We start from the raw sequence: 22,742 nt of genomic DNA, 5'->3' as shown, positions 1-22,742 counted from the left end.
GGGCTTGCGATGACTGTCTCGAGACGCACAGTGCTGAAGGCCGGGATCGCCGGGCTGGCCGCCTCGGCGGTTGCCGGGTGCAACAACGGAGCGGCCGACCGGGGCGCCGGTGAGGTGATCTACTGGCTGTGGGATTCCGCCCAGCTGCCGATGTACACCGAGTGCGCGAAGGTGTTCCAGCAGCAGAACCCGCAGTACCGGGTGAGAATCGAGCAGTACGGCTGGAACGACTACTGGAACAAGCTCGTCACCGGCTTCATCTCCGGTACGGCGCCGGACGTGTTCACCTCGCACTCGTCGCGGTACCCGCTGTTCGCGGACAAGGGCCAGGTGCTGCCGATCGACGACTTCGTCGCGGCCGACAAGGTCGATCTGACCATCTACCAGAAGGGTCTGGCGGATCGCTGGGTCGGTGCCGATGGCAAACGCTACGGCTTGCCGAAGGACTGGGACACCGAGGTCTACTTCTACAACAGCGCACTGACCGAAGCGGCCGGGATCTCCGCCGAGCAGCTGAACTCGATGACCTGGAACCCATCCGACGGCGGCACCTTCGAGCAGATCGTCGCCCGGCTGACGGTGGACGCCAAAGGCCGCCGCGGCGACCAGCCCGGTTTCGACAAGAACAACGTCAAGGTCTACGGCCTGGGGTACAGCGACGCGGGCGGCGCCGACGGCCAGACCAGCTGGAGCTGGTACGCCGCGTCCAACGGCTGGGTGTACTCCGAGGGACAGCCGTGGGGCACCAAGTTCTTCTACGGCGACCCGAAGTTCACCGAGACGATCGGGTGGTGGCGCGGCCTGATCACCAAGGGGTACATGCCGACGTACGCGCAGGCCAAGTCCGGCGTCGACATCACCACCAGCTTCGGCGCGGGCAAGTACGGGCTGACCCCGAACGGCTCCTGGATGCTGGGCACGTACGCCGGTCTGAAGGGCGTGAAGACCAAGCTCGCCCGGCTCACCCAGGGTCCGAACGGCAAGCGCATGTCGATGATGAACGGGCTCGCGGACACCATCTGGGCAGGGACCACTCGCCGCGAGGCGTCCTGGGCCTGGGTGAAGTTCCTCGGCTCCCAGACCGCTCAGGACATCGTCGCCGAGGCAGGAGTCGTGTTCCCGGCCGTTACTGCCTCGATGCCGGCGGCCAAGGCGGCGTTCGCGAAGGCCGGCTGGGACGTCACGCCGTTCCTCGAACCGGTCGAGGCGGGCAACGTGTTCCCGTACCCGGCGAACCCGAACGCCGCCGACGTGTCCGCGGTGATGAGCCCGGCGATGGAGTCCGTGATGTCCTTCGCCTCGGACCCGTCGTCGCTGGCCGAAGCCAACAACGACGTCAACAAGATCCTCGCGGCGAACACCTAGCTCGCGCTGCTGTAACGACGGCTGGCCAAGCGCCAGTGCAGGATCGTGAGCGCGACGCCGGCGGTCAGCAGCAGCAGACCCGTCGTCAAGGTGGTCACGGTGCCGGTCAGAACCTTGGCCGGTACCGCGGCGATCAGGCCGGCCGGCACGACCGTCGCCAGGACGAACTGGACGGACTTGGGGAAGTAGGTCAGCGGATATCTGCCGGCCTCCCGGACCTCTAGGGCGACCTCGTTGATGGGCTCCGCGCTCTCGAACCAGAACGCGAGGTAGACGAGGTTCGCCCAGAGGACGCTGAAGCCGACGAACCCGATCGCGGTCCAGCTCGCTGCCCGGATCACCAGGCCGGCCTCGAACGGCAGGTGCGCGGCGTGGGCGCCCGCAACAGCCAGGCCGAGGCCGGTGACGACCCGGCCGAGCTCGGCCGGCTCCATCCATCGCAGGGTGGCGAAGAGCTGGGCGTTCACCGGCCGGATCAGGATCAGGTCCAGCTCGCCCTTGCGGACGTAACCGTCGATGCGGCGAAGATTCGGCGCGACGAAGCAATCCATCAAGCCGGTGCAGGCGCCGTAGATCCCCACCACGATGAGGGTGAGCGGACCGTTCCAGCCGACCTCGGCCGCCGAAGTACCGGTGAGGATCAGGACCGGTATCAGGCCCAGGACGAGTTCGGCGACGGAAGCGAAGGCGTTGATCAGCGTCTGGCTGCGGAACTGCAGGTCGCGCCGGATTGCTTGCCGCAGGCAACTCCACCAGAGCCGGGCGTATCTGCTCATGCGCCCGCTCCTTGATAGCTGCGGAGGCCGAGTCGCCAGATGGCGACCGCGGATCCGACGAAGGCCGCGAACCAGCCGACCTGCAACGCGAAACTCTGGCCGGACGGATGGCCGAGCAGGACTTCGAGCGGGAACGACACCATGAACCGGAACGGCTGGGCGTTGAGGAAGGGGATGACCGCCGCCGGGAAGAGGGCGAGGGGGATCAGTGAGCCCGACAGGATGCGCGCGAGCAGGTAACGCAGCCGGTTGACGGCGGTGACGTCCTCGAACCAGAACGCCAGGGATCCGATGACGATGTCCAGCGAGAAGGTCATCGCGCCGGCCATCACCAGTGACACGGCGAACGCGAACCAGCGCACGCCCACCGGCGGCAGTTCGACCTCGCTGCGGAAGATGATGCCGAGCACGGCCACCAGCGGTACGAGCAGGACGAGCTTCACCACCTTCTCGCCGATGTTGTTGGCGATGCCGTTGAGGTGGGTCGAGCACGGCCGGACGAGCCAGGAACTCAACCCACCCAGGCGAATGCTGTCGGCCAGGAAGCCGGACGTCCAACTGCTGGTCAGCATCGCGACGATGCTCACCAGCACGAGGTACGTCGTGAGGAAGGTCTCCGTGACCGGCGGGGTCGACCCCTGCGCGATGGCGCCGCGCCAGACGAGGAGGGAGATCGCCGGTGCGACGATGTTGCTGAGCTGGAGCATGGCCAGCCACCAGCGGTAGTGGAGCATGATCGTGACCTCACGGGTGACCAGCACCCGGAGTACGCGGGCGAGTCTCATACGTCCGCGGCCTCGGTGAACAGCTTCGACATCACCTGGTCGAGGTCGGCGTCGACGCCCGCGTCCGCCCGTGACCGCAGCGCGTCGAGGTCGCCGTCGAAGATCGTCCGGCCGTGGTTGATCACGGCGACCCGTTCGCAGAGGGCCGCGACGTCGTTCATGTCGTGGCTGGTGAGGACGATCGTCGTACCGAGGTCGCGGTTCAGCTCGGCGAGGAACGTGCGCACGCTGAGCTTGGCGACCACGTCCAGGCCGACGGTCGGCTCGTCGGCGAACAGCAGTTCCGGGCCGTGCAGGAGCGCCAGGATCAGCTCGCAGCGCATCCGTTGCCCCAGCGAGAGCTTCCGGACCGGGATGTTGAGGATGTCCTGGACCTGCAGCCGCTCGGCCAGGTCCTTGGTGGTGGTGGCGAAGCGCGCCTTGGGGATCGCGTACATCTCGCGATGGATCAGCAGCGAGTCGTACGTCGAGACGTCCCACCAGAGCATCGACTTCTGGCCGAACACGACCGAGATCCGCGACAGGAACTCGTAGCCCCGCCTGGCCGGCCGATGGCCGAGGACCTCGAGCTCACCACTGGTCGGCCGGAGCAGGCCGCAGAGCATCTTGATCGTGGTCGTCTTGCCGGCGCCATTGGGGCCGAGCAGTCCGATGATCTGGCCGCGGGGGACGGTGAGCTGCAAGTTGTCGACCGCTGTGCGTTCGCGGCGGTCCGGGCGGAACAACCCTTTGACAGCGCCGGCGAGGCCGGGTTGCTGCTCGGTGTAGCGGTAGGTCTTGGTCAGAGCCTCGGTGTGGATCGCCGGCTCGTTGTTGGGCATCAGACTTGTCCAATCCGCGGGCTGCCTGCTGACTGGGGAAGTCGCCTCAGTGGATCAGCCGGAGCCTGCCGGGGTCGCTGCGGACCCGGTGAGACCCTAACCCGATCGGAGCCGGCGGCTCACCCGATTTTCCGGGGTCCGACCCTGGCCGGCCCCTGGTACGACGTACGCCAGCGGGAGTACGCCGTACTGCGTCCTGGGGTGCAGGGTGCGTCGGGTGGAGTAGGTGAGGTGTAGCCGCCGAGGCGACGCGGTTCGGGGTGCCGGCGCGACACGATCGATGCAGTTGGAAACCAGCGAGCATCGAGGAGTTGTCATGAGTGGGACCGAGGGGCCGATACGGATCGGCGATCAGGAGCGGGAGGCCGCGGTAGCGCGGCTCGGCGCGCACTACGAGGCGGGCCGGCTCAGCGCCGAGGAACACCAGGAGCGGGTCGGCGAGGCCCTGCAGGCGAAAACCGACGCAGATCTCGCCGCACTGTTCACTGACCTGCCAGGGGAGGGGTACGCCGGTACCCCGGGCGCAGGTGGGCCGGGCGACGAGCAGGGGTGGGCCGGGCCATGGGGGTGGGCTCGTCCGCCGTGGACCGCGCCGTCGGAGCACGCCGGAGCCGCTGCGTTTGGGCCGGGAGCGGCCGGGGCTGATGGGCCCGGGCGTGCGGCGTACGCGGGTGGGCCGGGTGCTCGCGGTCCTTGGGGTGGCGGGCGCGCGGCGTACGGGCCTGGGTTCTTCGGGCGGGTGCCGTTGCCGATGCTGCTCGCGTTGGCGGTGTTCGGCGTACTGGCTTCGATCGGCTGCGTGGTGGCGGGCGGGCATCCGCCGTTCCTGCCGTTGCTGTTGGTTGTCGCGGGCATCTTCATCGTGAAGCGGCGTAGGCAGGAGCGGCGGGCATGAGGGCGGCGTACCGGATCGTCGCGATGCTGATCGCGATCGCGGTTGCCTTGCAGGTCGCTTCGATCGCGCTGTCCGGCTTCACGATCGCCAAGGATGCCGACGACGGGACGACGATCGGATCCGACTACAGCAACTTCGGCGAGAGCTACCACAGCATGGCCGGTATGGCGATCGGGCTGCTGGCGTTGGTGCTACTGATCCTGTCGTTCATGACCGACGTGCCGCGGGGACGGATGCTGGCAGGGATCATCGTCGGACTGGTGGTGCTGCAGTTCCTGCTCGCGGTGGTGTCGTTCGGCCTCCCTGCGCTTGGTGTTCTGCACGGCCTCAACGGGCTGGCGATCGCCGGAGTCGCCGGAGCCGCTTCGAGTCGGGCTACGTCGTCGACCCCTGCGCCCAGTGTCTGAGCGTCGTCCGTTGCGGGGCAGGCTGATCGCCTTGGGAGTAGCACTGGCGGTACTCGTACCGCTGGGCTACTCCTGGGCGACCAGCCTTGTCCCAGGCAACTATTCCGCGATGGACATGGGCTACGCCGACTTCGGCGGCGGGCCCGCTGCCGAGCACATGCATCACGGCGGGACGAGCGTGACTTCGCTGACCGGGCCTGCCGGCACTCCGGCCGTGGCGGTGAAACTGGTGGCCCGGAAGCAGAAGTTTTCGTTGGCCAGTGGCGAATCCGTTGACGGATTCACGTTGAACGGGACGTCTCCTGGGCCTTTGATTCGCGCTCGACTTGGCGACCTGGTGCAGGTCACGTTGGTGAATGAGTCGGTGTCTTCTGGAGTCACGCTGCATTGGCACGGGGTCGACGTACCGAATGCCGAGGACGGAGTCGCCGGCGTCACGCAGGACGCAGTACCGGTTGGTGGTCAGCACGTCTATCGCTTCCGGGCTGCACAGGCTGGGACGTACTGGTACCACTCACATCAGGTGTCCAGCAAGGAAGTCCGCGACGGCCTCTTCGGTCCGCTCGTCATCGGCGCTCCGGGTGCAGCTCGGGAGATCGTTGCCGCGATCCACACCTATGACGGCAAACGAACGATCAACGGCCGCACCGGATCACAATCGATCGCGTTGCCTGCCGGTACTCGGGTTCGGGTGCGAGTGATCAACACGGACAACTCTCTGATTCGCACGGGCCTGGTCGGTACGCCGTACAAGGTGCTCGCGGTCGACGGCCGCGACCTCGTCGGACCTACTCCGACGACGGCCGCCTTCCCATTGGCCGCGGGGGCGCGCGTGGATCTCGAAGCTCTCGTTCCTGAGAGCGGCGCCCTACGCCTCGACGCCGGCTCCGCATCGCTGGTGCTCGGCGCCAACCCGACAGGCACTCTTTCTGCCGACACCGTCGACTTGCTGACCTACGGAACGCCCTCTCCTGTTGACCTCGCCAGCGCCCGTCCCACCCGCACCTTCGACTACCGCATCGGCCGACACATCGGCTTCCTCGACGGCAAACCCGGCCTCTGGTGGACGATCAACGGCCACAAATACCCCGACGTCCCGATGTTCATGGTCTCTTCGGGAGACATCGTCCGCATGAAGATCTCCAACACCAGCGGCCAGTCCCACCCCATGCACCTCCACGGCCACCACGCCCTCGTCCTCACCCGCAACGGCACCCCCTCCACCGGCACCCCCTGGTGGACCGACACCCTCGAGGTCGCCGACAACGAAACCTACGAAATCGCCTTCCTGGCCGACAACCCAGGCATCTGGATGGACCACTGCCACAACCTCCCCCACGCCGCAGAGGGCTTGATGACCCACCTCGCCTACACCAACATCACCACCCCATACAGAATAGGCGGCCCCACGTCGAACAAACCCGAGTAGCCGCCTCGTCCGGCGCCGGAACCGACCGGCCGCCCTGCGCCGTCTATCTCTGTGTGAACAGACGATGAGTGATGACAACGACGACCTGGAGGGTTGGCAGCTGGTCCTCTTGCTGGTCTTCTTCTTCACGGTCGGCGGCGGCCTCTATCTGATCGGCTGGCTGACCCGCCCCAACTTCTTCTCGGACCACCCCCTTGTGTGCGCCGCGATCGCGGGAGCCGCCTGCTACCCAGCCCGCTTCCTGGTCGAGCGCTTCGCCTGGTGGAACAACCTGGAGCAGCGTCGTGCTGAAAGCAAGCACCGCCGGGCGAGCGCTTCAGGGAGTCGCGGTCGCCGCGGCTGGGCGAAGCTCGTGCGGGGGCTGCGGGTCGTATTCGGCGTACCGATCGCTCTGGGTTCGCTCGCGATCCTCCCGCTCGGCATCTCGGCCGACCGCGAAAACCAGAACCTCGTCAAGCACGGCCCGATCCAGCAGGCTGTGGTGGTTTCCGTCGAGAAAGACAAGTGGTCCAAGTACGACGACGTGACCGTCAAGGTGGCCCGGCCCAGCGACGGCAAACCGATCGAACTCGAGGGCGGCAACGACCTGAACCCGAGACCGCACAAGGGCGACCGCCTGGATGTCGTGGTCGACCCCAAGGACCCAACCACCATCATCTCGCCACCCTCGACTGGTCCACCCCTTGGTGGGCCTACCTCCTGGGGTTGATCCTCACAGCCCTCACCTTCACCATCGGCCTGGCCATCGCGTTCGCCTGACCCATCGGGGCCCGGCTCCGCCGAGGAGCATCCGGCCAATGCCCGCCGACGAGCGTGAGGAAGGCGTCGGCGGCGGCAGGCTGGGCTGCGTTGGACCGTGCGTCCACCTCCAAGCGAAGCAGGAGCTGCGTCCTGCCTGCGGTCGGTGGATTGAGCGATCGGTGGGTGAGGTGGCGTGATCGGCGACCGACTGCGTGGTGTGGTTGCTGGATCGTCTGGTGTGGTCGGGTGATCGAGGCCGGACGGGGCGGCCGGCTTATCCGGGTGGGCGGGGAAAGGTGGGTGCGCGCGACGGGGCCTCAGCCGCGACGGAGGAGCGGCGTTTTTGGGGTGGGTGGGTCGAGCGGGCGACGGAGGAGCCGCGATGCGGGCGCGCTTTAAGCTGAGGTTGTTGCTGGGGTCAGTAGTTGGTGGCTGATTCGGTGGGCTTGGGAGAGGTGGTAGGCGGCTAGGCGGGCGCAGGCGGCGTCTATGGCGGCTCGTTGGGTTGTGTAGTAGCCGTACCAGTACGGGTCGTCCGGCTGGGGGTCGTTCCAGTCGTCGAGGTCGGCGTACCAGTCGTGGCCGGTGCGGAAGACGCGTGCGTGTAGGTGGATTTCGGTGCCCAAGTCGTTCATCGCTCGCCATCCCAGGTGAGAGTGCCGTGCGTGCCTACAGTTCCCATGATGGAACTGCGTAACCGGTGTTCGGTGACGCGACACGCGGGGATGGGTCAGGTGACGAGGACCGTGATGCGCTGGGCGCTGTTGTTGGCGAAGCCGCCGCGGTTCCAGGGGGCTTCGATGGGCTGGACGTGGCCGCTTTCGTCGTAGGCGCGGACTGTCAGCACGTGCTCACCGGGCCGGGCGTCCCAGTCGTAGGTGAACAGGCGCCACGAGAGGTCGTTGCTCGGAGCATCGAGTTTCGCGTCGGACCAGGAGACGCCGGCGTCGACCGAGACCTCGACGCGTTCGATGGGCGCCCAGCCGGACCAGGCGCGGCCGCTCAGTACGACGGGGCCGGCGGCAACGAAACGGTGGCGCGACATGAAGTCTGGGTGCCCGGGTGGGATCAGCAGGGCACGCGGTTCGATCCGGGTGACAGCGACGCCTGGCTCGTGCGGCTCCTGCCGGAAGCGATAGGCGACCGCGTTCTGGTACCCGGTGAACTCGTGGTCGATGACCTCGATCGACCGCAACCACTTGACACTCGCCATGCCGTACCAACCGGGCACCACCAGACGCAGCGGATACCCGTGCTGTGGCGGCAGAGGATGCCCGTTCATCTCCCAGGCGACGATGGCGCCGGAATCCAGCGCCTCGCGCACCGTCAGCCCACGCTGATAGTCCTGCTCAACCCCCCGCTCAAACCCATGGTCAGCGCCTGTGAACACGACATCGATCGCGTCCTCGCGCACCCCGGCCGCTCGGAGCAGATCAGGCAGCGGTACGCCGGTCCACTCGGCCGTCCCGACTGCCTCGGCCAGCCACGGCTGACTGATCGGCCGCGGATTCAGCGCGGCCCGGCCGTTCCCGGCGCATTCCAGCGTGACCCGAACAGTCTCCCGGCCCATCGCCCGCAGCGCGGTCAGCCCGAACGACAACGGTTGCTCGACGCAACCAGAGATCTCCAGTTGCCAGGTCGCCGCGTTGGCGGCCGGGATGTCGTAGTGCACCAGGACGTAGTGCAGCCCGGGCGGCGTCACGTCGTACCGCAGCGCCTCCAGTGGAATCCCGTGGTTCCGCGCGGCCAGTTGCAGTTCGTCACCGGTGATGCCCTCCCCGGTGTCCGCAAGGCGACTCTTCGTGCTGAAGTTCTCGACGGTCATCGCAACCCCTTCCCCCAACGGTCAGCCTAGGCCACGAGACCGGAGCACCACTAGACCGGCCGCACCTCAGAGCCAGCCGTTCCCCACGGCGATTCGGACCGCCTCGGCGCGGGTTCGGGCGCCGGTCTTGCCGATGGCAGCCGACAGGTGGTTGCGAACGGTGCCTTCCGACAGGTGGAGTTCGCGGGCGATGTCTGCGACGGTGCCGCCCTCGCGAGCGGACCGTAGTACGTCGGACTCCCGCGCGGTCAACGGGCTAGTCCCCGCGACGAGTGTCTCGGCAGCGAGTGAAGGGTCGACGACGCGGAGTCCTTGGTGCACACGTCGTACGGCGTCGGCCAGTTGCGCGGCAGGCGTGTCCTTCACGACGAAACCGGCCGCACCCGCCTCCATCGCACGCCGCAGATACCCGGGCCGGCCAAAAGTCGTCACCATCAGAACGCGAACAGACGGTACGGCGGTACGCAGGGCCGCGGCGGCCTCGATGCCGTCCAGCCCGGGCATCTCCACGTCCAGCAACGCCACGTCGGGCTTGGCCGCCAACACAGCGTCGACGACCTCGTCGCCGCGGCCCACCTCGGACACCACCTCGAGGTCGGGCTCCAGATCCAGTAGCGCGGCCAGGGCGCCCCGGACCAGCGCCTGGTCATCGGCGAGCAACAGTCGGATGTTCACGAGGCCACTCTGACAGCCAGCCGAAAGCCGCCACCCGGTGCCTGGCCCACCTGGACGCTCGCGCCCGCCTTGTCGGCCCGCTCCCGCAACCCGATCAGCCCGTGCCCGGTACCGCTCCCGCTCGGCGCCGGGCCCTTGCCGTCGTCCCGTACTTCGATCTGCTGCGCGTCGAGCCGGATCGTGCAGCGCTTCGCCCCCGAGTGCCGTACGACGTTGGTCACGCCCTCGCGCACCACCCAGGCGAACAACTCGCGGTTCTCCTCAGGCACCTCGTCGACCACGGTCGGCAGATCCGCCTTGATCTCGGCAGCCTGCAGCGCCGCCCGCGCGGACACCAGTTCGCCCGCAAGACTCAGCTCCCGGTACCCCGCGACAGCGGCCCGTACGTCGGCAAGCGCCGCCCGCGCCAGGTGCTCCACGTCGGCCACCTCCGCGGCGGCGCGCTCCGGGTTCGCCTCCATCAGCCGACCGGCCAGCTCCGCCTTCACCGTGATGACCGTCAACGAGTGCCCCAGGATGTCGTGCAGATCCCGCGCGAACCGGTTCCGTTCCTCCTGCACCGCGAGTTCGGCGAAGTCCTGGCGCGCGACGGCCAGCTCCATGCTGCGCTGGATGGCCCGCCGCATTCCGAAGACAGCGAGGCCGCCGAGGACGATCGAGAGACTGTAGGTGCCGTCGTCGGACCAACCGGGGACGGATCGCAGCGAGATCTCGGCGACCGCCAGCAGCCCGACGCCCAGCGCGACGCCGACCCGCAGCGACATCACCATGATGCCGAGCGCCTCGACGAAGACGAGCGTCGTCAGCGCGGTGTCGCCGGCGGCGGGCACCATCAGCGCGCCCAGCAGGAGCAACACGACGATGAAGGTGAGCCGCAGCGGCAGCGGCGCCGTGACCCGGGCCATGTTCCGGTACCGCGCGTAGCCGAAGAACGCCATGTAGGCGATCGCGAACAGCGCCAGGGCGGTCAGCCCGAGCACTCGCTCGGCCATGTTGTCATGCTTGAGGATGACCTCGAGCGGCTTGTTCAGGAAGAACAGCCAGATCCCCGCCAGCAACCAGCCGAACCCGGGCCGCCGGCGCACGCTGTCGAGCGCGGCACCGACGGCCTCGAACTGGTCCGGATTGCCCGGCATGCTGGGCTGTTCGCGGTGACTCACGAACTCAAACTATCTGCTCGGGACCGGCACTCAGGCGCGAGCGGTGTCGGCCCGGTAGCGGCGCAGCGCGATGAAGCCCAGCACCACGGTCCAGCCCAGCACCACCAGCACCGCGTGGGTGTCGAGTCCGCTCTGCGACAGCGCGCTGCGCGAGCTCTGCCCGGTCCAGTACGCCGGGGTCAGCTGAGCGATGTGCTTCATCACCGACGGCATCGAGTCGACCGGCAGCCACAGACCACCGAAGGCCGCGATCAGCATGGTGCTCAGTCCCGTGATCGGCTGCACACTGTCCGGCTTGGCGACGTACCCGATGACCAGGCCGATCGCGGCGAACGGCAGGGCGCCCAGCCAAGACACCAGGGCCACGGAGATCCACTGCGAAGCGCTCAGGTGGACGTGACCGGCCGTCATACCGAAGAGGAACACGACCACCAGCGGAGGAATCGCCAGCAGCAGCGACAGGATCACCTTCGAGACGACGTACGCCTGCGGCTTCAGCGGGGTGAGTCGCAGCGTCCGGTTCCAGCCGCCGTCGCGTTCGGCGGCGATGATGCCACCGCTGCTCATCGCGGCGGACATCGAGCCGAAGATCGCCATGCTGACCATCACGTAGGCGATGGCCGAGATCCCGCTCTGGCTGGCGTCCTTCGGGATCGTCAGACCGAAGATGGCGAACAGCACCAGCGGCATCAGGATCGCGAAGATCACCACCCGCCGGTTCCGCAGCGTACGGCGGATGTCGAACTTCAGGTAGTCGAGGTTCATGCCAGGGACTCCTCTTCAGCGTCGCTGATCGCCAGGACGGCGTCCTCGAGGTCGGCCGAGGTCACCTCGATGTCGTGTGCGGGGGTGTTGGTGAGCAGGTGCCGCAGGGTGTCGTCGGAGTTCGCGCACTGCAGCAGCACCACGTCGCCGCGCGTCTCGACATTCCGTACGCCGGGAAGCGCGGCGAGGGCGGCCAGGTCGGCCCCTGGGACGGTGGCCCGGATGGTCCGGCCGGAGACGCCGGCCTTGATCTGGGCAGCGGTGCCGTCGGCAACCACTTTGCCGTTGCGCATCAGCACCACGCGGTCGGCGTACGCGTCGGCTTCTTCCAGGTAGTGCGTCGCGAACAGGACGGTCCGGCCGCGCGCGGTCTCGGCGTGCATGGAGGCCCAGAAGTCGCGGCGGGACTCCACGTCCATGCCGGTGGTCGGCTCGTCGAGCACGATCAGGTCGGGCTGCGGGATGATCGCCATGGCGAACCGCACCCGCTGCTTCTGCCCGCCGGACAGGCCCTTGATCTTGCGGCCGACCAGATCGGCGATGCCGGCCCGGTCGAGCGCCTCGGCCACCGGCATCGGCTCCTTGTGCAGTCCGGCCACCAGGTTCATCAGCTCGCCGACCTTGGCGTCCTCGATGATGCCGCCGCTCTGCAGCATCGCGCCGACCTTGCCGGTGGCGATCGCCTCGGCCGGCGACGAGCCGTACACCTGCACGCTGCCCTGGTCGGGCCGGACCAGCCCGAGCAGCATCTCGATGGTGGTGGACTTGCCGGCGCCGTTGGGGCCCAGCATCGCCACCACTTCGCCCGACCGGATCGTGAGGTCCACCCCGGCCACGGCCTGCACCTCGCCGTACCTCTTGGTCACACCGCTGAGGGTGACCGCAGTCGTTGTCGTCATACCCAGAATGCTCGCGGTGAGCGAGGGCCAGGTCCTGGATCGGCCGTCATGATCCACCCATGACATTCGTCAGCGCCTTCTCAGGGTGGCTGGTCAGGGTTCGTTCTCAGGGATTCCAGGAGTAGGGCTCCCCGCAAGCGCCGCGGGGAGCCCTTCGAGTACTGCGGTTGCCGGCGACACGTAGTACCGGCTGATCGGTCAGGCGGGCAGGGACCAGACCTGGTTCGCACTGCCGGCGCAGTCCCAGATCTGCAAGCGGGTGCCGTCGGCCGAGGACTGGCCGGTGGCGTCGAGGCAGCGGCCGGAGGACGGGTTGCGGAGGGTTCCGTTCGACTGCGGCTGCCACGACTGGGCGCCGGTGCCGTTGCAGTCGTACAACTGGACGACCGTGCCGTTCGCGGTACCGGCGGCGCTGATGTCCATGCACTTGCCCAAGGCCCGGATCGTCCCGTCGGTGCCGACCGTCCAGGTCTGGGCGGAGCTGCTGTTGCAGGTCCAGAGCTGGATCGCCGTACCGTTCGCGCTGTTGGCGCCCGCGACGTCGACGCACTTGCCGCCGATGCCCTTGATCGCGCCGGTCTTGCCGCCGGTCGGCGGAGTACCGGTTCCACCGGCCGCGTCGAAGATCGCACTGACCAGCGAGGTCGAGCCGGTGGTGTCCTGGGACAGCTCCCAGTTCATGATGCCGCCGCCGTTCGCGACCGCCCACTGGGTCTTGCGCTTGATCGTCGGGATGCCGTTGTAGCACTGCTGAGCGCCGTTGGCCTGGACGCAGTCGACGTTCGCGTTGTTGGGGTTCAGTGCAACGATTTGCGCGTAGGTCAGGTAGCCGGGGCGGCTGTAGAACGGTACGCCGAGAACGGTTTTGGCCTTGGGCAGACCGCGGTTCTTCCAGAAGTTGGCGGCCGCGATCGACCAGTCGTAGTTGGCGTGCGGGCTGCCGCCGTCGTACGCCATGATGTTGAGCCAGTCGACAGAGTTGAAGACCGCAGGCTGTACGCCGTTCGCCGTGTCGCCCTCGGAGACGACCGCGGCCGTGAGGATCTTGCCGGCGCCGTGCAACGCGTTGCCCAGTTGCTGCATGAGGGCCGCGTAGTTGTTGCCGGAGGCACCGGGATCCGGGTACTCCCAGTCGATGTCGATGCCGTCCAGGTTGTACTGGTTGACGACGCCCATCACGGTGTTGACGAAGGTTGTGCGGGCGCCGGAGTTGGCGGCGAGCGCCTCGAAGGCCGAGTCGTTGCCGTCGTTCCAGCCGCCGATCGCCAGCGAGACCTTGACGCCGCTGTTGTGGCCGAGGCTGACCAGTTGGGACAGCTTGGAGGTGTTCTCGATCGCCTGCAGGGTGCCGTTGGAGTTCGGCAGCGCGAAGGCGTAGTTGATGTGGGTCAGCTTGCTGTACTGGATGCTCGTGACGCTGCCGGACCACGATGGCAGGTAGCCGACGCTCCTGAAGCCGGCGGGGAGCGCGGTGACGGCTGCCGGTGCTGCAGCCGTGTCCTGTGAGCTGGTGGAGGCGTCGGCGGGGGCGAAGGCCGCTGTCACACCGGCGGTGGTGGCCAGCGCGAGAGCGGCGACGGCCCATCGACTTTTCAGGGTCGCGAAAGACCTCATGGGGGCGGTGTCCTTTCGGGGGGCGGTAAACGAAAGGTGAGATAGAAAAGGATCTGATCGAAATCAGGAAGCGCTAGTGAACCCCGGAACTCTGCGTGGCGTCAAGGCATGAGACGTGGTTGAGAATGCGCCTTCCGCACGGTGGGACGTGATCACTCGCGGTTCCGCCAGGCGGCCTCAGATGTCCGGCGCCTCGGTTCGTGGCGTCCGGGTGATCGCGATCGAGGCGGCGACGACGCAGGCCATCCCGGCGAGCTGGATGATCGCGAGGCGCTGGCTGAGGATGAGGAATCCGGCGGTGGCGCCGACGGCCGGCTCGAGGCTCATCAGGATGCCGAACACGGCCGGCTTCATCTTTCTCAGCGCGAGGGTCTCGAGCGAGTACGGCAGAACGGATGAGAGCAGCGCGATGGCGAGCCCGGTCACCAGCGAATGCCAGTGCAGCAGTTCGCCGCCCGCGGTGGCGATGCCGAGCGGCGCGGTGATGAACGCGCTGACCACGATCGCCAGCGCCAACCCGTCGAGCTGTGCGAACCTTCGGCCGGTCTCGGCGCTGAGCAGGATGTAGCAAGCCCAGAGCACCCCGGCGAGCCCCGCGAACCCGACGCCCAGCCAGTTGACCGCGCTGAGTTCATGACCGTTCACCAGTACGACGCCGAGCGCGGCTCCGGCGACGGCGATGAGATCCCGGCGCTTGCGTGACATCGCCGCGGCGAGGCCGAGCGGGCCGATGAATTCGATCGTCACCGCGACGCCCAGCGGGAGGCGTTCCAGGGAAAGATAGAAGCTGAGGTTCATCAAACCCAACACGATGCCGAAGGCAACTACCGCGAGGAAGTCCCGCCTGGTCCGTTGCCTCAGTCGCGGACGTGCGATCACCAGCAGGATCGGCACGGCCAACGCCAAGCGGAGCGAAACGGTGCCGACGGCCCCCAAGCGCTGGATCAACTGAGCCGCCAACGCTCCACCGAACTGGACGGACACCACTCCACCCAGCACCATGACCGTCGGCGGTACTTGCAACTTACGCACAGCCCGATCACATCACGCCCGTACTACGTACTTCGCCGCCACCCACCTCCTGGGACGCACACGGCGGGCTCAGTGGGCAGGGAGGTAGGCGGCGACGATTTCGACGAGAGCCGCGTGGGTGCGGGCGTCGGCGGCGGCGATCAAGCCCGGGCCTGAGTGAAGGGGGAGTCCGCAGAGGTCGGTCACGATGCAGCCGGCCGCGCGGCAGAGCGCGATCCCAGCCGTGAAGTGGACGCTGTCGCGGAGATTGCCGTCGGTCACGTAGGCGGCGCGTCTGCCGGCCGCCACCCAGGTGACTGCCAACGTCGTCGACAAGACACGCTGTGCGAACGCCTCCCGGAACCTGTGATCGGTCAGCAGTTTCGATCCGAGGAAACCGCCGTCGGTGATCGGATCGAGGTTGACGTCCACCAGCCGCGAATCGGCAGACGGTGTCAGTGCTCCGTCAGACCCGTCGCGGCGTACGCGCGCGGTTTCTCCGTCGGTCCAGAAGGTCTCGCCGGACACCGGGTCCGCAATCGCGGCGACTTGCTCCGCGTCGCTTTGCAATGCCACGTTGACCGAGAACAGCGGTGTCCCGGCGGCGAAGTTGAGCGTGCCGCACAGCGGGTCGACCAACCAACGCCTGCTCGCATCCGCATTTCCACTGGCGCCGTACTCCTCGCCAACGATCGCATCGTCCGGCCGCGCACGCTGAATCACCTCGAGAATCGCCTTCTCCGCCGCGAGATCGGCGTCCGTCGCGAAGTCGGTCCCCGACTTCTCATGCCGCGCCACCGAGGTGCCGTACTTACTCCGCACCACGGCAGCCCCAGCCTCAACAGCCGCGATCGCTAGCTCAACGTCAGACGCTCTGTGCTCACCCATACGCCCATCCAACACACTCTTGGCCAGCCAGCTGGTCAATCCCGGGCACGGGATGGGGAAGTCGAGCGGGGGAGCTCACCCTGCAGCCGACAGCGGCGGGAACCGCCCGCCTGTTGGCCGCGACGGAGGAGCGGCGTGTTGGGGGGTGGGTCGAGCGCCGACGTAGGAGGGGCGACGCGGGCTGCCTTTCTCCGGCGTACGGGCTAAGCGCGTAGGGCGTTGAGGCCTTGCCAGAGGAAGGTCATCAGGGTGGTGGCGGTTTGGGTGGGGGAGGGCGGGGCGGGGTGTTTGGTGCGCCAGATGGCCAGGCGTTCGGTGGCGCCGGAGATGGACTGGGCGACGATCTGGATCTCGTCGTCGGTGAAGGTGTGGTTGGTGGGCAGGTTGAACCGGACCATGGTGGCGATCAGCTCGACGAAGTCGGCGCGGACCTCGTCGGCGGCTTGGGCGGCTGGGCCGGCGGCGAGCATGCCTTCGTCGACGAGGACGGACCAAGCGCGGGGGTGGGCGTCGAGGAACGAGAACCATTCGACGAAGCCGGACCGCATCGCCTGCTCGGCGTCCGGGGCGGCCAGGACTGCTTCGGAGACGGCGTCGAGCAGTTGGGCGCGCAGCCGGGAGAGGCAGGCGAGGAACAGGCCGTCCTTGGAACCGTAGTACTGGTAGATCAGCGGCTTCGAGACGCCGACATCGGCGGCGATCTCGTCCATCGAGGTGCCCTGGTAGCCGCGTTCGCCGAAGATCCGCTCGGCCGCGTCGAGGATCTCCCGCTCCCGCGCAGCCCGATCGCGCCGCCGCTTCGGCGGTTCGGCGTGCTCAGGCGGTACTGCGTGGTCAGTGGTGGAGGTCACTTGCGGAGTCTAACTGACTGCGAGTAACTTACTGGGAGTAAGTTCGCTCCCCGACGCTCGGAGGTACCCGATGGCGGCCGTGCAGGACACCTCGACGCATCACCGGATCGTGATCATCGGCACGGGGTTCGCCGGGATCGGGATGGCGGTGCGGCTGAAGCAGGCCGGGTACGACGACTTCGTCGTACTGGAGCGGGCCAAGGACGTCGGCGGGACCTGGCGGGACAACACGTACCCGGGGTGCCGGTGTGACGTCCCCTCGCACCTCTACTCGTTCTCCTTCGCGCCGAATCCGGACTGGTCGTCGACGTTCTCGCCGCAGCCCGAGATCGAGGAGTACCTCCGTGACGTCACCGATGGCTTCGCGGTCCGCCCGCACATCCGTTTCGGGCACGCGGTCCAGGACGCGCACTGGGAGGACGGCCATTGGCGGATCCATACCAGCCAGGGCGATCTCACCGCCGATCTGCTGCTGTCCGGAATGGGCCCGCTGGCCGAGCCGTCGTACCCGAAACTCAAGGGGATCGAGGATTTCGAGGGCGAGGTGTTCCACTCCGCGCAGTGGAACCACGATCTCGATCTGAGCGGCCGCAAGGTCGCGGTGATCGGGACGGGCGCATCGGCGATCCAGTTCGTGCCGGCCATCCAGCCCGAGGTCGAGGAGCTTCACCTGTTCCAGCGCACGCCACCCTGGGTGATGCCGCGGCCGGATCGCAAGATCGCCGCGGCGGAGAAGCGGATCTACAAGGCGTTTCCCCTGGTGCAGAAGGCGGTTCGCGCCGGGATCTACTGGTCCCGCGAGTCGCTCGTCCTCGGTTTCGCCAAGCTTCCCGGCATCATGAAGCAGGGCCAGAAGATCGCCGAGCGCCACCTCGCCCAGCAGATCCGCGATCCTGAGTTGCGCGCCAAGCTCACGCCCGACTTCACCCTCGGCTGTAAGCGGGTGCTGATCTCCGACGACTACTACCCGGCCGTCGCGCAGCCCAATGTGGAGGTCGTCACCGAGACGATCCACGAGGTCACGCCCACGGGCATCGTCACCGCGGACGGCGTGAAGCACGAGGTCGACACGATCATCTACGGCACCGGATTCCGGGTCACCGACCTGCCGGTGATGGACATGCTGCACGGCCGCGACGGGCTGACCCTGCGCGAGGCGTGGAGCAACGGCATGGAGGCGCACCTCGGTACGGCGGTCAGCGGTTTCCCCAACTTCTTCCTGCTGATCGGGCCGAACACGGGCCTCGGGCACAGCTCGATGGTGTTCATGATCGAGTCGCAGATCGCCTACATCCTGGACGCGATCAAAACGATGGATGCCGAGGGCATCAAGCAGGTCGAGGTCCGCCCGGAGGTGCAGCGCGAGTTCGTCGACGGCGTCCGCTCCTCGATGCGCAACACGATCTGGACCCGCGGCGGCTGCACCAGTTGGTACCTCGACGCCGAGGGCCGCAACACCACTCTCTGGCCGTCCTTCACCTTCCGCTTCCGCCGGCTGACCAGCCATTTCGACCGCAGCCAGTACCGGACCGCGTAACAGACCCTCGCTATGTGACATCAGTCGTGTTACATTCGATCGGTCAGATACCTGATCGAAGGGGTGCGCCGATGATCCCGCTGCACGGCATCGGCGGCCGGGGCGACCTCCCGGTCCCGCTGTGGCTGGCCGTGTACTCGGCGGGCGCGGCCGTGGCAGTGTCCTTCTTCGCCCTTGCTGCCTTCTGGACCCGCCCACGCTTCGAGCAGGCCGGTCGACCCGCCGGTACGACGCTCGCCCGGCTGACCGTGATCGTCGACGCGCGGCCGGTCAGGTGGTTGCTCAAGGCAATCGGTCTCGTGGCGCTCGCGCTGTTGCTCGCGACCGCTTGGTTCGGCAGCACCGACCCATCGCTGAACCCGGCGCCGACCTGGTTCTACGTGTGGAGCTGGGTCGGCATCATCCCGCTCTCACTGCTCTTCGGCCCGATCTGGCGACTCGCCAACCCGCTCCGCACCTTGGCGACGGCGGTACCGCGTACGGCGTACCGGCAGCTGCCAAGAGGCATCGCGTACTGGCCGGCTGTCGCTGGGCTGGCCGCGTTCCTCTGGCTCGAACTCGTCTACCCGGACGGCTCGGAGCCACGAGTCGTCGCGATCTTCGTGACCGCCTACGCTCTGGCGAACGTTGTCGCAGGCATCCTCTTTGGCCCGCGCTGGTTCGCGATCGGCGACAGCTTCGAGGTGTACGCCGAGGTGCTCGCCAAGCTGAGCCCTCTCGGCCGCAACGACCAGCGCCAACTCGTACTGCGTAATCCGCTCGCGGGGCTGGCCACGATCCCGCAGCAGCCGGGCGTCGTCGCACTCCTGTGCCTGTTGCTCGGTTCCACCGCCTTCGACGGCATCAGCAGATGGTCCGCCTGGACAAGCCGCACCGGCCAACTCGGCCACACCGGCCATCTCGTCGCCTACACCTTCGGCCTGGTCATCTCTGTCGCGGTCGTGTCCGGCCTGTTCCTGTTGGCGGCGCGATCCACTGGTACTTCGACGGTGCGGCCGGGCGCGCTCGGCAATGCCGGGCTGCCCGACGCGTTCGTGCACTCGCTGGTGCCGATTGCGATCGGGTACGCGGTGGCGCACTACTTTTCGTTCGCGGTGTTCCAGGGGCAGGCGGGCGTCCTGCTGGCGTCGGATCCGTTCGGCCGTGGCTGGGATCTTCTCGGGATCAAGGGGACGCAGATCGACTATGCGTTCCTGGGAACCGGTCTGATCGCCGCGGTGCAGATCGGCGCGATCGTGCTCGGCCACGTAGTCGGGGTGGTGGCCGCTCACGATCGCGCCGCTCAGCTCTTCCGGCGTCGTCAGCTGCGACGTGCGCAGTACCCGATGCTGGCCGCGATGGTCGCCTTCACCGCCGGCGGGATCGCGCTGGTGACGGCCTCATGATCGCGTTGCACCTGGGCGGTATCCCCGAAACGGCGATGTTCCTCGGACCGATCCTGCTCATCATCGCCTTCGTCCGCATCGCCCGCCGCAACGAAGCCGAGTCCACCGACGACGAAGACGACTGGGATGGCGACGTCGGCGACCTCGCCGGTCCCGGCGCGACGGATGTCACTGCGGCCGCCGGCGCTTAGCCGGTGGAGGGCAGGGTGTCGGGGGCGACGCCGAGTTCTTCGTAGGCGACGGCTTCGATTTCGCGGCCCATTGCTTCGCGGAAGGCGGCGACCAGGGCCTGGCCGGCCAGCGGGATGATGCCTTCGAGAGTGCGCTGGATCTCCGGCCATCCCTCGGCCGGCAGGCCGGCGTCGGCGAACTGGCGCCAGACCGTACTGCGGAACAGTTCGACGTAGATCTTCGCCACCGCGTCCGCGTGGTCGAGCAGTTTCGGCAGCATCTCGAAGATCGCGTCCAGCGGGACGCCGAGCTTGATCACCTCGAGGCCGGTGCGGAGCAGATCCGGGTTCGGGATCCGGAGCCGACCGTCGTCCTGCCGCTCGGCGATGCCCAGCTCGACCAGCTTGGCGATGGTCTCGGGGTTGTGCGGGATACCGGCCCGCTCAGCCAGTTGCTGCTCGGTGATGACTTCCGGCTCGGTCGGCGTCCACGGGCTGACCAGCGTCTCGAAGACGCCGAGGGCGAGCGCGCCGTCGGGGAGTTCGCTCATCATCCGTTCGACCGCGGCCAGGGTGTAGCCCTTGTCGAGCAGTTCGCGGACCAGCGTGAGCCTGGCCACATGGTCGGCGCCGTAGTACCCGGTGCGGCCGGCCAGCCGGGGCGGCGGGATCAGCCCGCGGCCGGCGTACGCGCGGACGTTGCGCACCGTCATGCCCACCTTCGCGGCGAGCTGGTCGATGGTGAGCTCTTCGGTGGCCGGCTCGGCCGGCTGCTGTCCTCCCACCCTTGACAGTCTTCCAGACTCCACGTTACATATCTTATGTAACATCGCTCATGACATATGCGATGCGGGTGATTCGCAGCCGATCGAACCCAGGGAGTGCCGAATGACCGTCCCACTGGCGGCCTCGACCGGAACCGCGACGTTCGGCCAGATCGCGATCGTCACCGGCCTGGTGTCCCTGATGTACCTGGCACTCGCCGTGCTGCTGTGGCGGGAACGCACCGGCCGGGTCACGCTGGTAGGGCGTCTCGCGGACACCGTGGGGAGACTGGACGGAGTCCCTCGATGGGCTGCGTTGACGCCGTACCTGCATGCCGTCTCGCTGCTGGCCTGCGCCTTCGGTGTCTGGTGGGACATCGCCGTGCACATCGACAAGGGCCGCGACACCGGCCCGTTCGGTACGCCGGCGCACTACCCGATCTTCTTCGGCATCCTCGGCGTGATCATCTCCGGCGTACTGCCGATCGCACTCGCCCGTAAGCCGCTGCCCGCGCGGACGATCAAGCTCACCAAGGGCTGGCGGATCCCGTGCAGCGCCGCGCTCGTCACGGTCTGTGGCACGTTCGCGCTGGTCGGGTTCCCCTTGGACGACCTGTGGCACCGGCTGTTCGGTGAGGATGTCACGCTGTGGGGTCCGACGCACCTGCTGATGATCGGCGGCGTCGTGTTCTCGATCTTCGCCCGGTTGCTCGCCTCCGCCGAGGTCGAGCAGTTGGCCGGCCTGAACGTGCGTCGCCGGATCCAGGAGATCGTTGCCGTCGGCGCCTTGCTGATCGCCTGGGACCTGTTCAGCACCGAGTTCAACTACGGCGTCCCGCAGTTTCCCCTGATTTTGCAGCCGATCCTGATCGTCTTCGGCGCGGCGCTCGCGTTCACGCTGCTGCGCGCCCGGCGCGGCCCCGGTACGGCGTACGCCGCGCTCGCCGTGTTTCTCGTCATCCGCGGCGCGATCGCCTGGGCAGTGAACCAGCCGCTCGGGGAGATCCTCGGCCACTTCCCACTGCTGATCGCTGAGGCGACGCTGGTCGAGCTCGTCGCCTTTGCCTTGGGCAACAAGAACCGCTTCCGGCTCGGCGCCGTCGCCGGCGCTCTGATCGGCACGGTCGGCGTCCTGGTCGAGTTCTGGTGGAGCCAGGTCTGGATGCCGATCCACTGGCCGGCCTCGATGATTCCGCCGGCCCTCGGGTTCGGCGTGGTCACGGGGATCGGCGCGGGTCTCCTGGGTGCCTGGCTCGCCACCCGGTACGCCGAGGTGGCCGGCGAGGTCCGCGAGACACCTCCGGTACGTCGTACGCACCAACTCGGCGCGCTCGGGCTGGTGATGGTCGTCGCGACTCTGTTCTTCTGTGTGCCGCGTTCGGCGAATCCGGGGGTGAGTGCGACGGTCTCGCTGGAGCGAGTGGCGACCGGCGCCGAGCCCACGGCGTACGTGACGGTGAAGCTGGACCCTGCCGACGCCGCTGATGGCGCGCGCTGGTTCCAGGCGCTGGCCTGGCAGGGCGGCGGGTCGACGACGCACCCGATGAAGAAGATTGCCGAGGGCACCTATCGGTCGGCGGGTCCGCTGCCGATGTACGGGAAGTGGAAGTCGATGGTGCGGTTGCACCAGGGTCCGCGGGACCTGGTGGCGATGTGGGTCTACGCGCCCGAGGATGCCAAGATCGAGAAGCCTGCGGTGCAGGTGTCGGACGGACAGAAGGTCGATTTCATCGGCGAGCAACAGGTGCTGCGGCGCGAGGAGCGGACCGACGTACCGCGGTGGATGTGGAACGGCGGCTACGCGCTGCTCGCCGTGGTCGGGTCGTTGGAGATCGCCGGGATCGCTTGGCTGGTGGGTCGTGGAGCTCGCGGTGGACGGCTCCGCGCCGCGCATTTGCTTGCGCAAGGCAACAAGCGTGAGAAGGAGACCGCGTGAGACCGGGCAGCGGCGGTTCGGGGCTCGCAGGGGACGTCCCGGC

23 protein-coding genes are annotated in these 22,742 nt (G+C 67.8%); 9 read left to right on the top strand and 14 right to left on the bottom strand.

The annotated features are described in order from the left end of the window. The first annotated feature begins 9 nt into the window (after positions 1-9). Positions 10-1,365 carry an ABC transporter substrate-binding protein gene (locus EV138_RS09005; protein WP_133977937.1) on the top strand — a complete coding sequence of 452 codons (1,356 nt, stop codon included), beginning with the start codon at positions 10-12 and terminating at the stop codon, positions 1,363-1,365. Here EV138_RS09005 and EV138_RS09000 read toward each other — a convergent pair. From EV138_RS09000 to EV138_RS08990, 3 genes are read right to left on the bottom strand one after another with little or no spacing between them, the layout of a single operon-like run. Further along, positions 1,362-2,141: an ABC transporter permease gene (locus EV138_RS09000; RefSeq protein WP_133977936.1), complete on the bottom strand. Its 780-nt coding sequence runs from the start codon at positions 2,139-2,141 to the stop codon at positions 1,362-1,364. The two genes, EV138_RS09005 and EV138_RS09000, sit on opposite strands and share 4 nt — an antisense overlap. After that, the gene (locus EV138_RS08995) at positions 2,138-2,926 is read right to left on the bottom strand and encodes an ABC transporter permease (RefSeq protein ID WP_133977935.1); all 789 of its coding nucleotides are present in this window, start codon (positions 2,924-2,926) and stop codon (positions 2,138-2,140) included. Before EV138_RS08995 ends, EV138_RS09000 begins: the two co-directional genes overlap by 4 nt. Continuing rightward, positions 2,923-3,747 carry an ABC transporter ATP-binding protein gene (locus tag EV138_RS08990; RefSeq protein WP_133977934.1) on the bottom strand — a complete coding sequence of 275 codons (825 nt, stop codon included), beginning with the start codon at positions 3,745-3,747 and terminating at the stop codon, positions 2,923-2,925. The genes EV138_RS08995 and EV138_RS08990 overlap by 4 nt, the downstream gene beginning before the upstream one ends. 316 nt (positions 3,748-4,063) lie before the next feature. On the opposite strand from EV138_RS08990, the gene EV138_RS08985 reads away from it, so the two are divergent. The 4 genes from EV138_RS08985 to EV138_RS08970 all read left to right on the top strand — a co-directional run bounded on the left by EV138_RS08985 (position 4,064) and on the right by EV138_RS08970 (position 7,187). Beyond that, a complete protein-coding gene (locus EV138_RS08985; RefSeq protein ID WP_133977933.1) occupies positions 4,064-4,642 on the top strand; it encodes a DUF1707 SHOCT-like domain-containing protein in 579 nt (192 codons plus the stop codon). Next, the gene (locus EV138_RS08980; protein ID WP_133977932.1) at positions 4,639-5,049 is read left to right on the top strand and encodes a hypothetical protein; all 411 of its coding nucleotides are present in this window, start codon (positions 4,639-4,641) and stop codon (positions 5,047-5,049) included. Before EV138_RS08985 ends, EV138_RS08980 begins: the two co-directional genes overlap by 4 nt. After that, positions 5,042-6,478, top strand: a complete 1,437-nt coding sequence (locus EV138_RS08975) for a multicopper oxidase family protein (protein ID WP_238158028.1) — start codon at positions 5,042-5,044, stop codon at positions 6,476-6,478. Before EV138_RS08980 ends, EV138_RS08975 begins: the two co-directional genes overlap by 8 nt. Positions 6,479-6,542: 64 nt before the next feature. Beyond that, complete coding sequence (locus tag EV138_RS08970; RefSeq protein ID WP_133977931.1) at positions 6,543-7,187, top strand: hypothetical protein; 645 nt, start codon at positions 6,543-6,545, stop codon at positions 7,185-7,187. A gap of 427 nt (positions 7,188-7,614) precedes the next feature. Here EV138_RS08970 and EV138_RS08965 read toward each other — a convergent pair whose 3' ends face one another. The 10 genes from EV138_RS08965 to EV138_RS08920 all read right to left on the bottom strand — a co-directional run bounded on the left by EV138_RS08965 (position 7,615) and on the right by EV138_RS08920 (position 16,907). Further along, positions 7,615-7,854, bottom strand: a complete 240-nt coding sequence (locus tag EV138_RS08965; RefSeq protein ID WP_133977930.1) for a hypothetical protein — start codon at positions 7,852-7,854, stop codon at positions 7,615-7,617. A gap of 95 nt (positions 7,855-7,949) precedes the next feature. Further along, positions 7,950-9,044, bottom strand: a complete 1,095-nt coding sequence (locus EV138_RS08960) for a sulfite oxidase (RefSeq protein ID WP_133977929.1) — start codon at positions 9,042-9,044, stop codon at positions 7,950-7,952. 66 nt (positions 9,045-9,110) lie between these two features. Next, entirely contained in the window at positions 9,111-9,719 is a 609-nt protein-coding gene (locus tag EV138_RS08955) for a response regulator transcription factor (protein ID WP_133977928.1), read from the bottom strand. Continuing rightward, positions 9,716-10,879 (bottom strand): sensor histidine kinase, encoded by a 1,164-nt coding sequence (locus tag EV138_RS08950; RefSeq protein WP_133977927.1) that lies wholly within the window; start codon positions 10,877-10,879, stop codon positions 9,716-9,718. The genes EV138_RS08955 and EV138_RS08950 overlap by 4 nt, the downstream gene beginning before the upstream one ends. Positions 10,880-10,909: 30 nt before the next feature. Then, positions 10,910-11,644, bottom strand: a complete 735-nt coding sequence (locus EV138_RS08945) for an ABC transporter permease (protein ID WP_133977926.1) — start codon at positions 11,642-11,644, stop codon at positions 10,910-10,912. Next, entirely contained in the window at positions 11,641-12,543 is a 903-nt protein-coding gene (locus EV138_RS08940) for an ABC transporter ATP-binding protein (RefSeq protein WP_133977925.1), read from the bottom strand. The genes EV138_RS08945 and EV138_RS08940 overlap by 4 nt, the downstream gene beginning before the upstream one ends. Before the next feature lie 198 nt (positions 12,544-12,741). Beyond that, positions 12,742-14,157, bottom strand: coding sequence for a glycosyl hydrolase family 18 protein (locus EV138_RS08935; RefSeq protein WP_133977924.1), 1,416 nt, complete (start codon positions 14,155-14,157; stop codon positions 12,742-12,744). A gap of 177 nt (positions 14,158-14,334) precedes the next feature. Continuing rightward, complete coding sequence (locus EV138_RS08930) at positions 14,335-15,189, bottom strand: EamA family transporter (RefSeq protein ID WP_133977923.1); 855 nt, start codon at positions 15,187-15,189, stop codon at positions 14,335-14,337. A gap of 69 nt (positions 15,190-15,258) precedes the next feature. Next, entirely contained in the window at positions 15,259-16,056 is a 798-nt protein-coding gene (locus EV138_RS08925; protein ID WP_133981796.1) for an inositol monophosphatase family protein, read from the bottom strand. 203 nt (positions 16,057-16,259) lie between these two features. After that, positions 16,260-16,907 (bottom strand): TetR/AcrR family transcriptional regulator, encoded by a 648-nt coding sequence (locus EV138_RS08920; protein WP_133977922.1) that lies wholly within the window; start codon positions 16,905-16,907, stop codon positions 16,260-16,262. Positions 16,908-16,977: 70 nt separating this feature from the next. On the opposite strand from EV138_RS08920, the gene EV138_RS08915 reads away from it, so the two are divergent. The 3 genes from EV138_RS08915 (at position 16,978) to EV138_RS08905 (ending at position 20,020) form a co-directional block, all read left to right on the top strand. Further along, entirely contained in the window at positions 16,978-18,444 is a 1,467-nt protein-coding gene (locus EV138_RS08915) for a flavin-containing monooxygenase (RefSeq protein WP_133977921.1), read from the top strand. 71 nt (positions 18,445-18,515) lie between these two features. Continuing rightward, complete coding sequence (locus EV138_RS08910; protein WP_133977920.1) at positions 18,516-19,829, top strand: hypothetical protein; 1,314 nt, start codon at positions 18,516-18,518, stop codon at positions 19,827-19,829. Then, complete coding sequence (locus tag EV138_RS08905; RefSeq protein WP_133977919.1) at positions 19,826-20,020, top strand: hypothetical protein; 195 nt, start codon at positions 19,826-19,828, stop codon at positions 20,018-20,020. The genes EV138_RS08910 and EV138_RS08905 overlap by 4 nt, the downstream gene beginning before the upstream one ends. On the opposite strand, the gene EV138_RS08900 is transcribed toward EV138_RS08905, so the two are convergent. Then, positions 20,017-20,784 (bottom strand): MerR family transcriptional regulator, encoded by a 768-nt coding sequence (locus EV138_RS08900; RefSeq protein ID WP_133977918.1) that lies wholly within the window; start codon positions 20,782-20,784, stop codon positions 20,017-20,019. The two genes, EV138_RS08905 and EV138_RS08900, sit on opposite strands and share 4 nt — an antisense overlap. A gap of 103 nt (positions 20,785-20,887) precedes the next feature. Between EV138_RS08900 and EV138_RS08895 the strand changes: the two genes are divergently transcribed. After that, a complete protein-coding gene (locus EV138_RS08895; RefSeq protein WP_133977917.1) occupies positions 20,888-22,699 on the top strand; it encodes a hypothetical protein in 1,812 nt (603 codons plus the stop codon). The last annotated feature ends 43 nt before the right edge of the window (positions 22,700-22,742 follow it).

It is taken from the genome of Kribbella voronezhensis (assembly GCF_004365175.1).
GTDB classification, from domain to species: Bacteria; Actinomycetota; Actinomycetes; order Propionibacteriales; family Kribbellaceae; genus Kribbella; species Kribbella voronezhensis.
The sequence above is the reverse complement of the archived record's forward strand: the minus strand, read 5'-3'. Positions and strand labels throughout refer to the sequence as shown.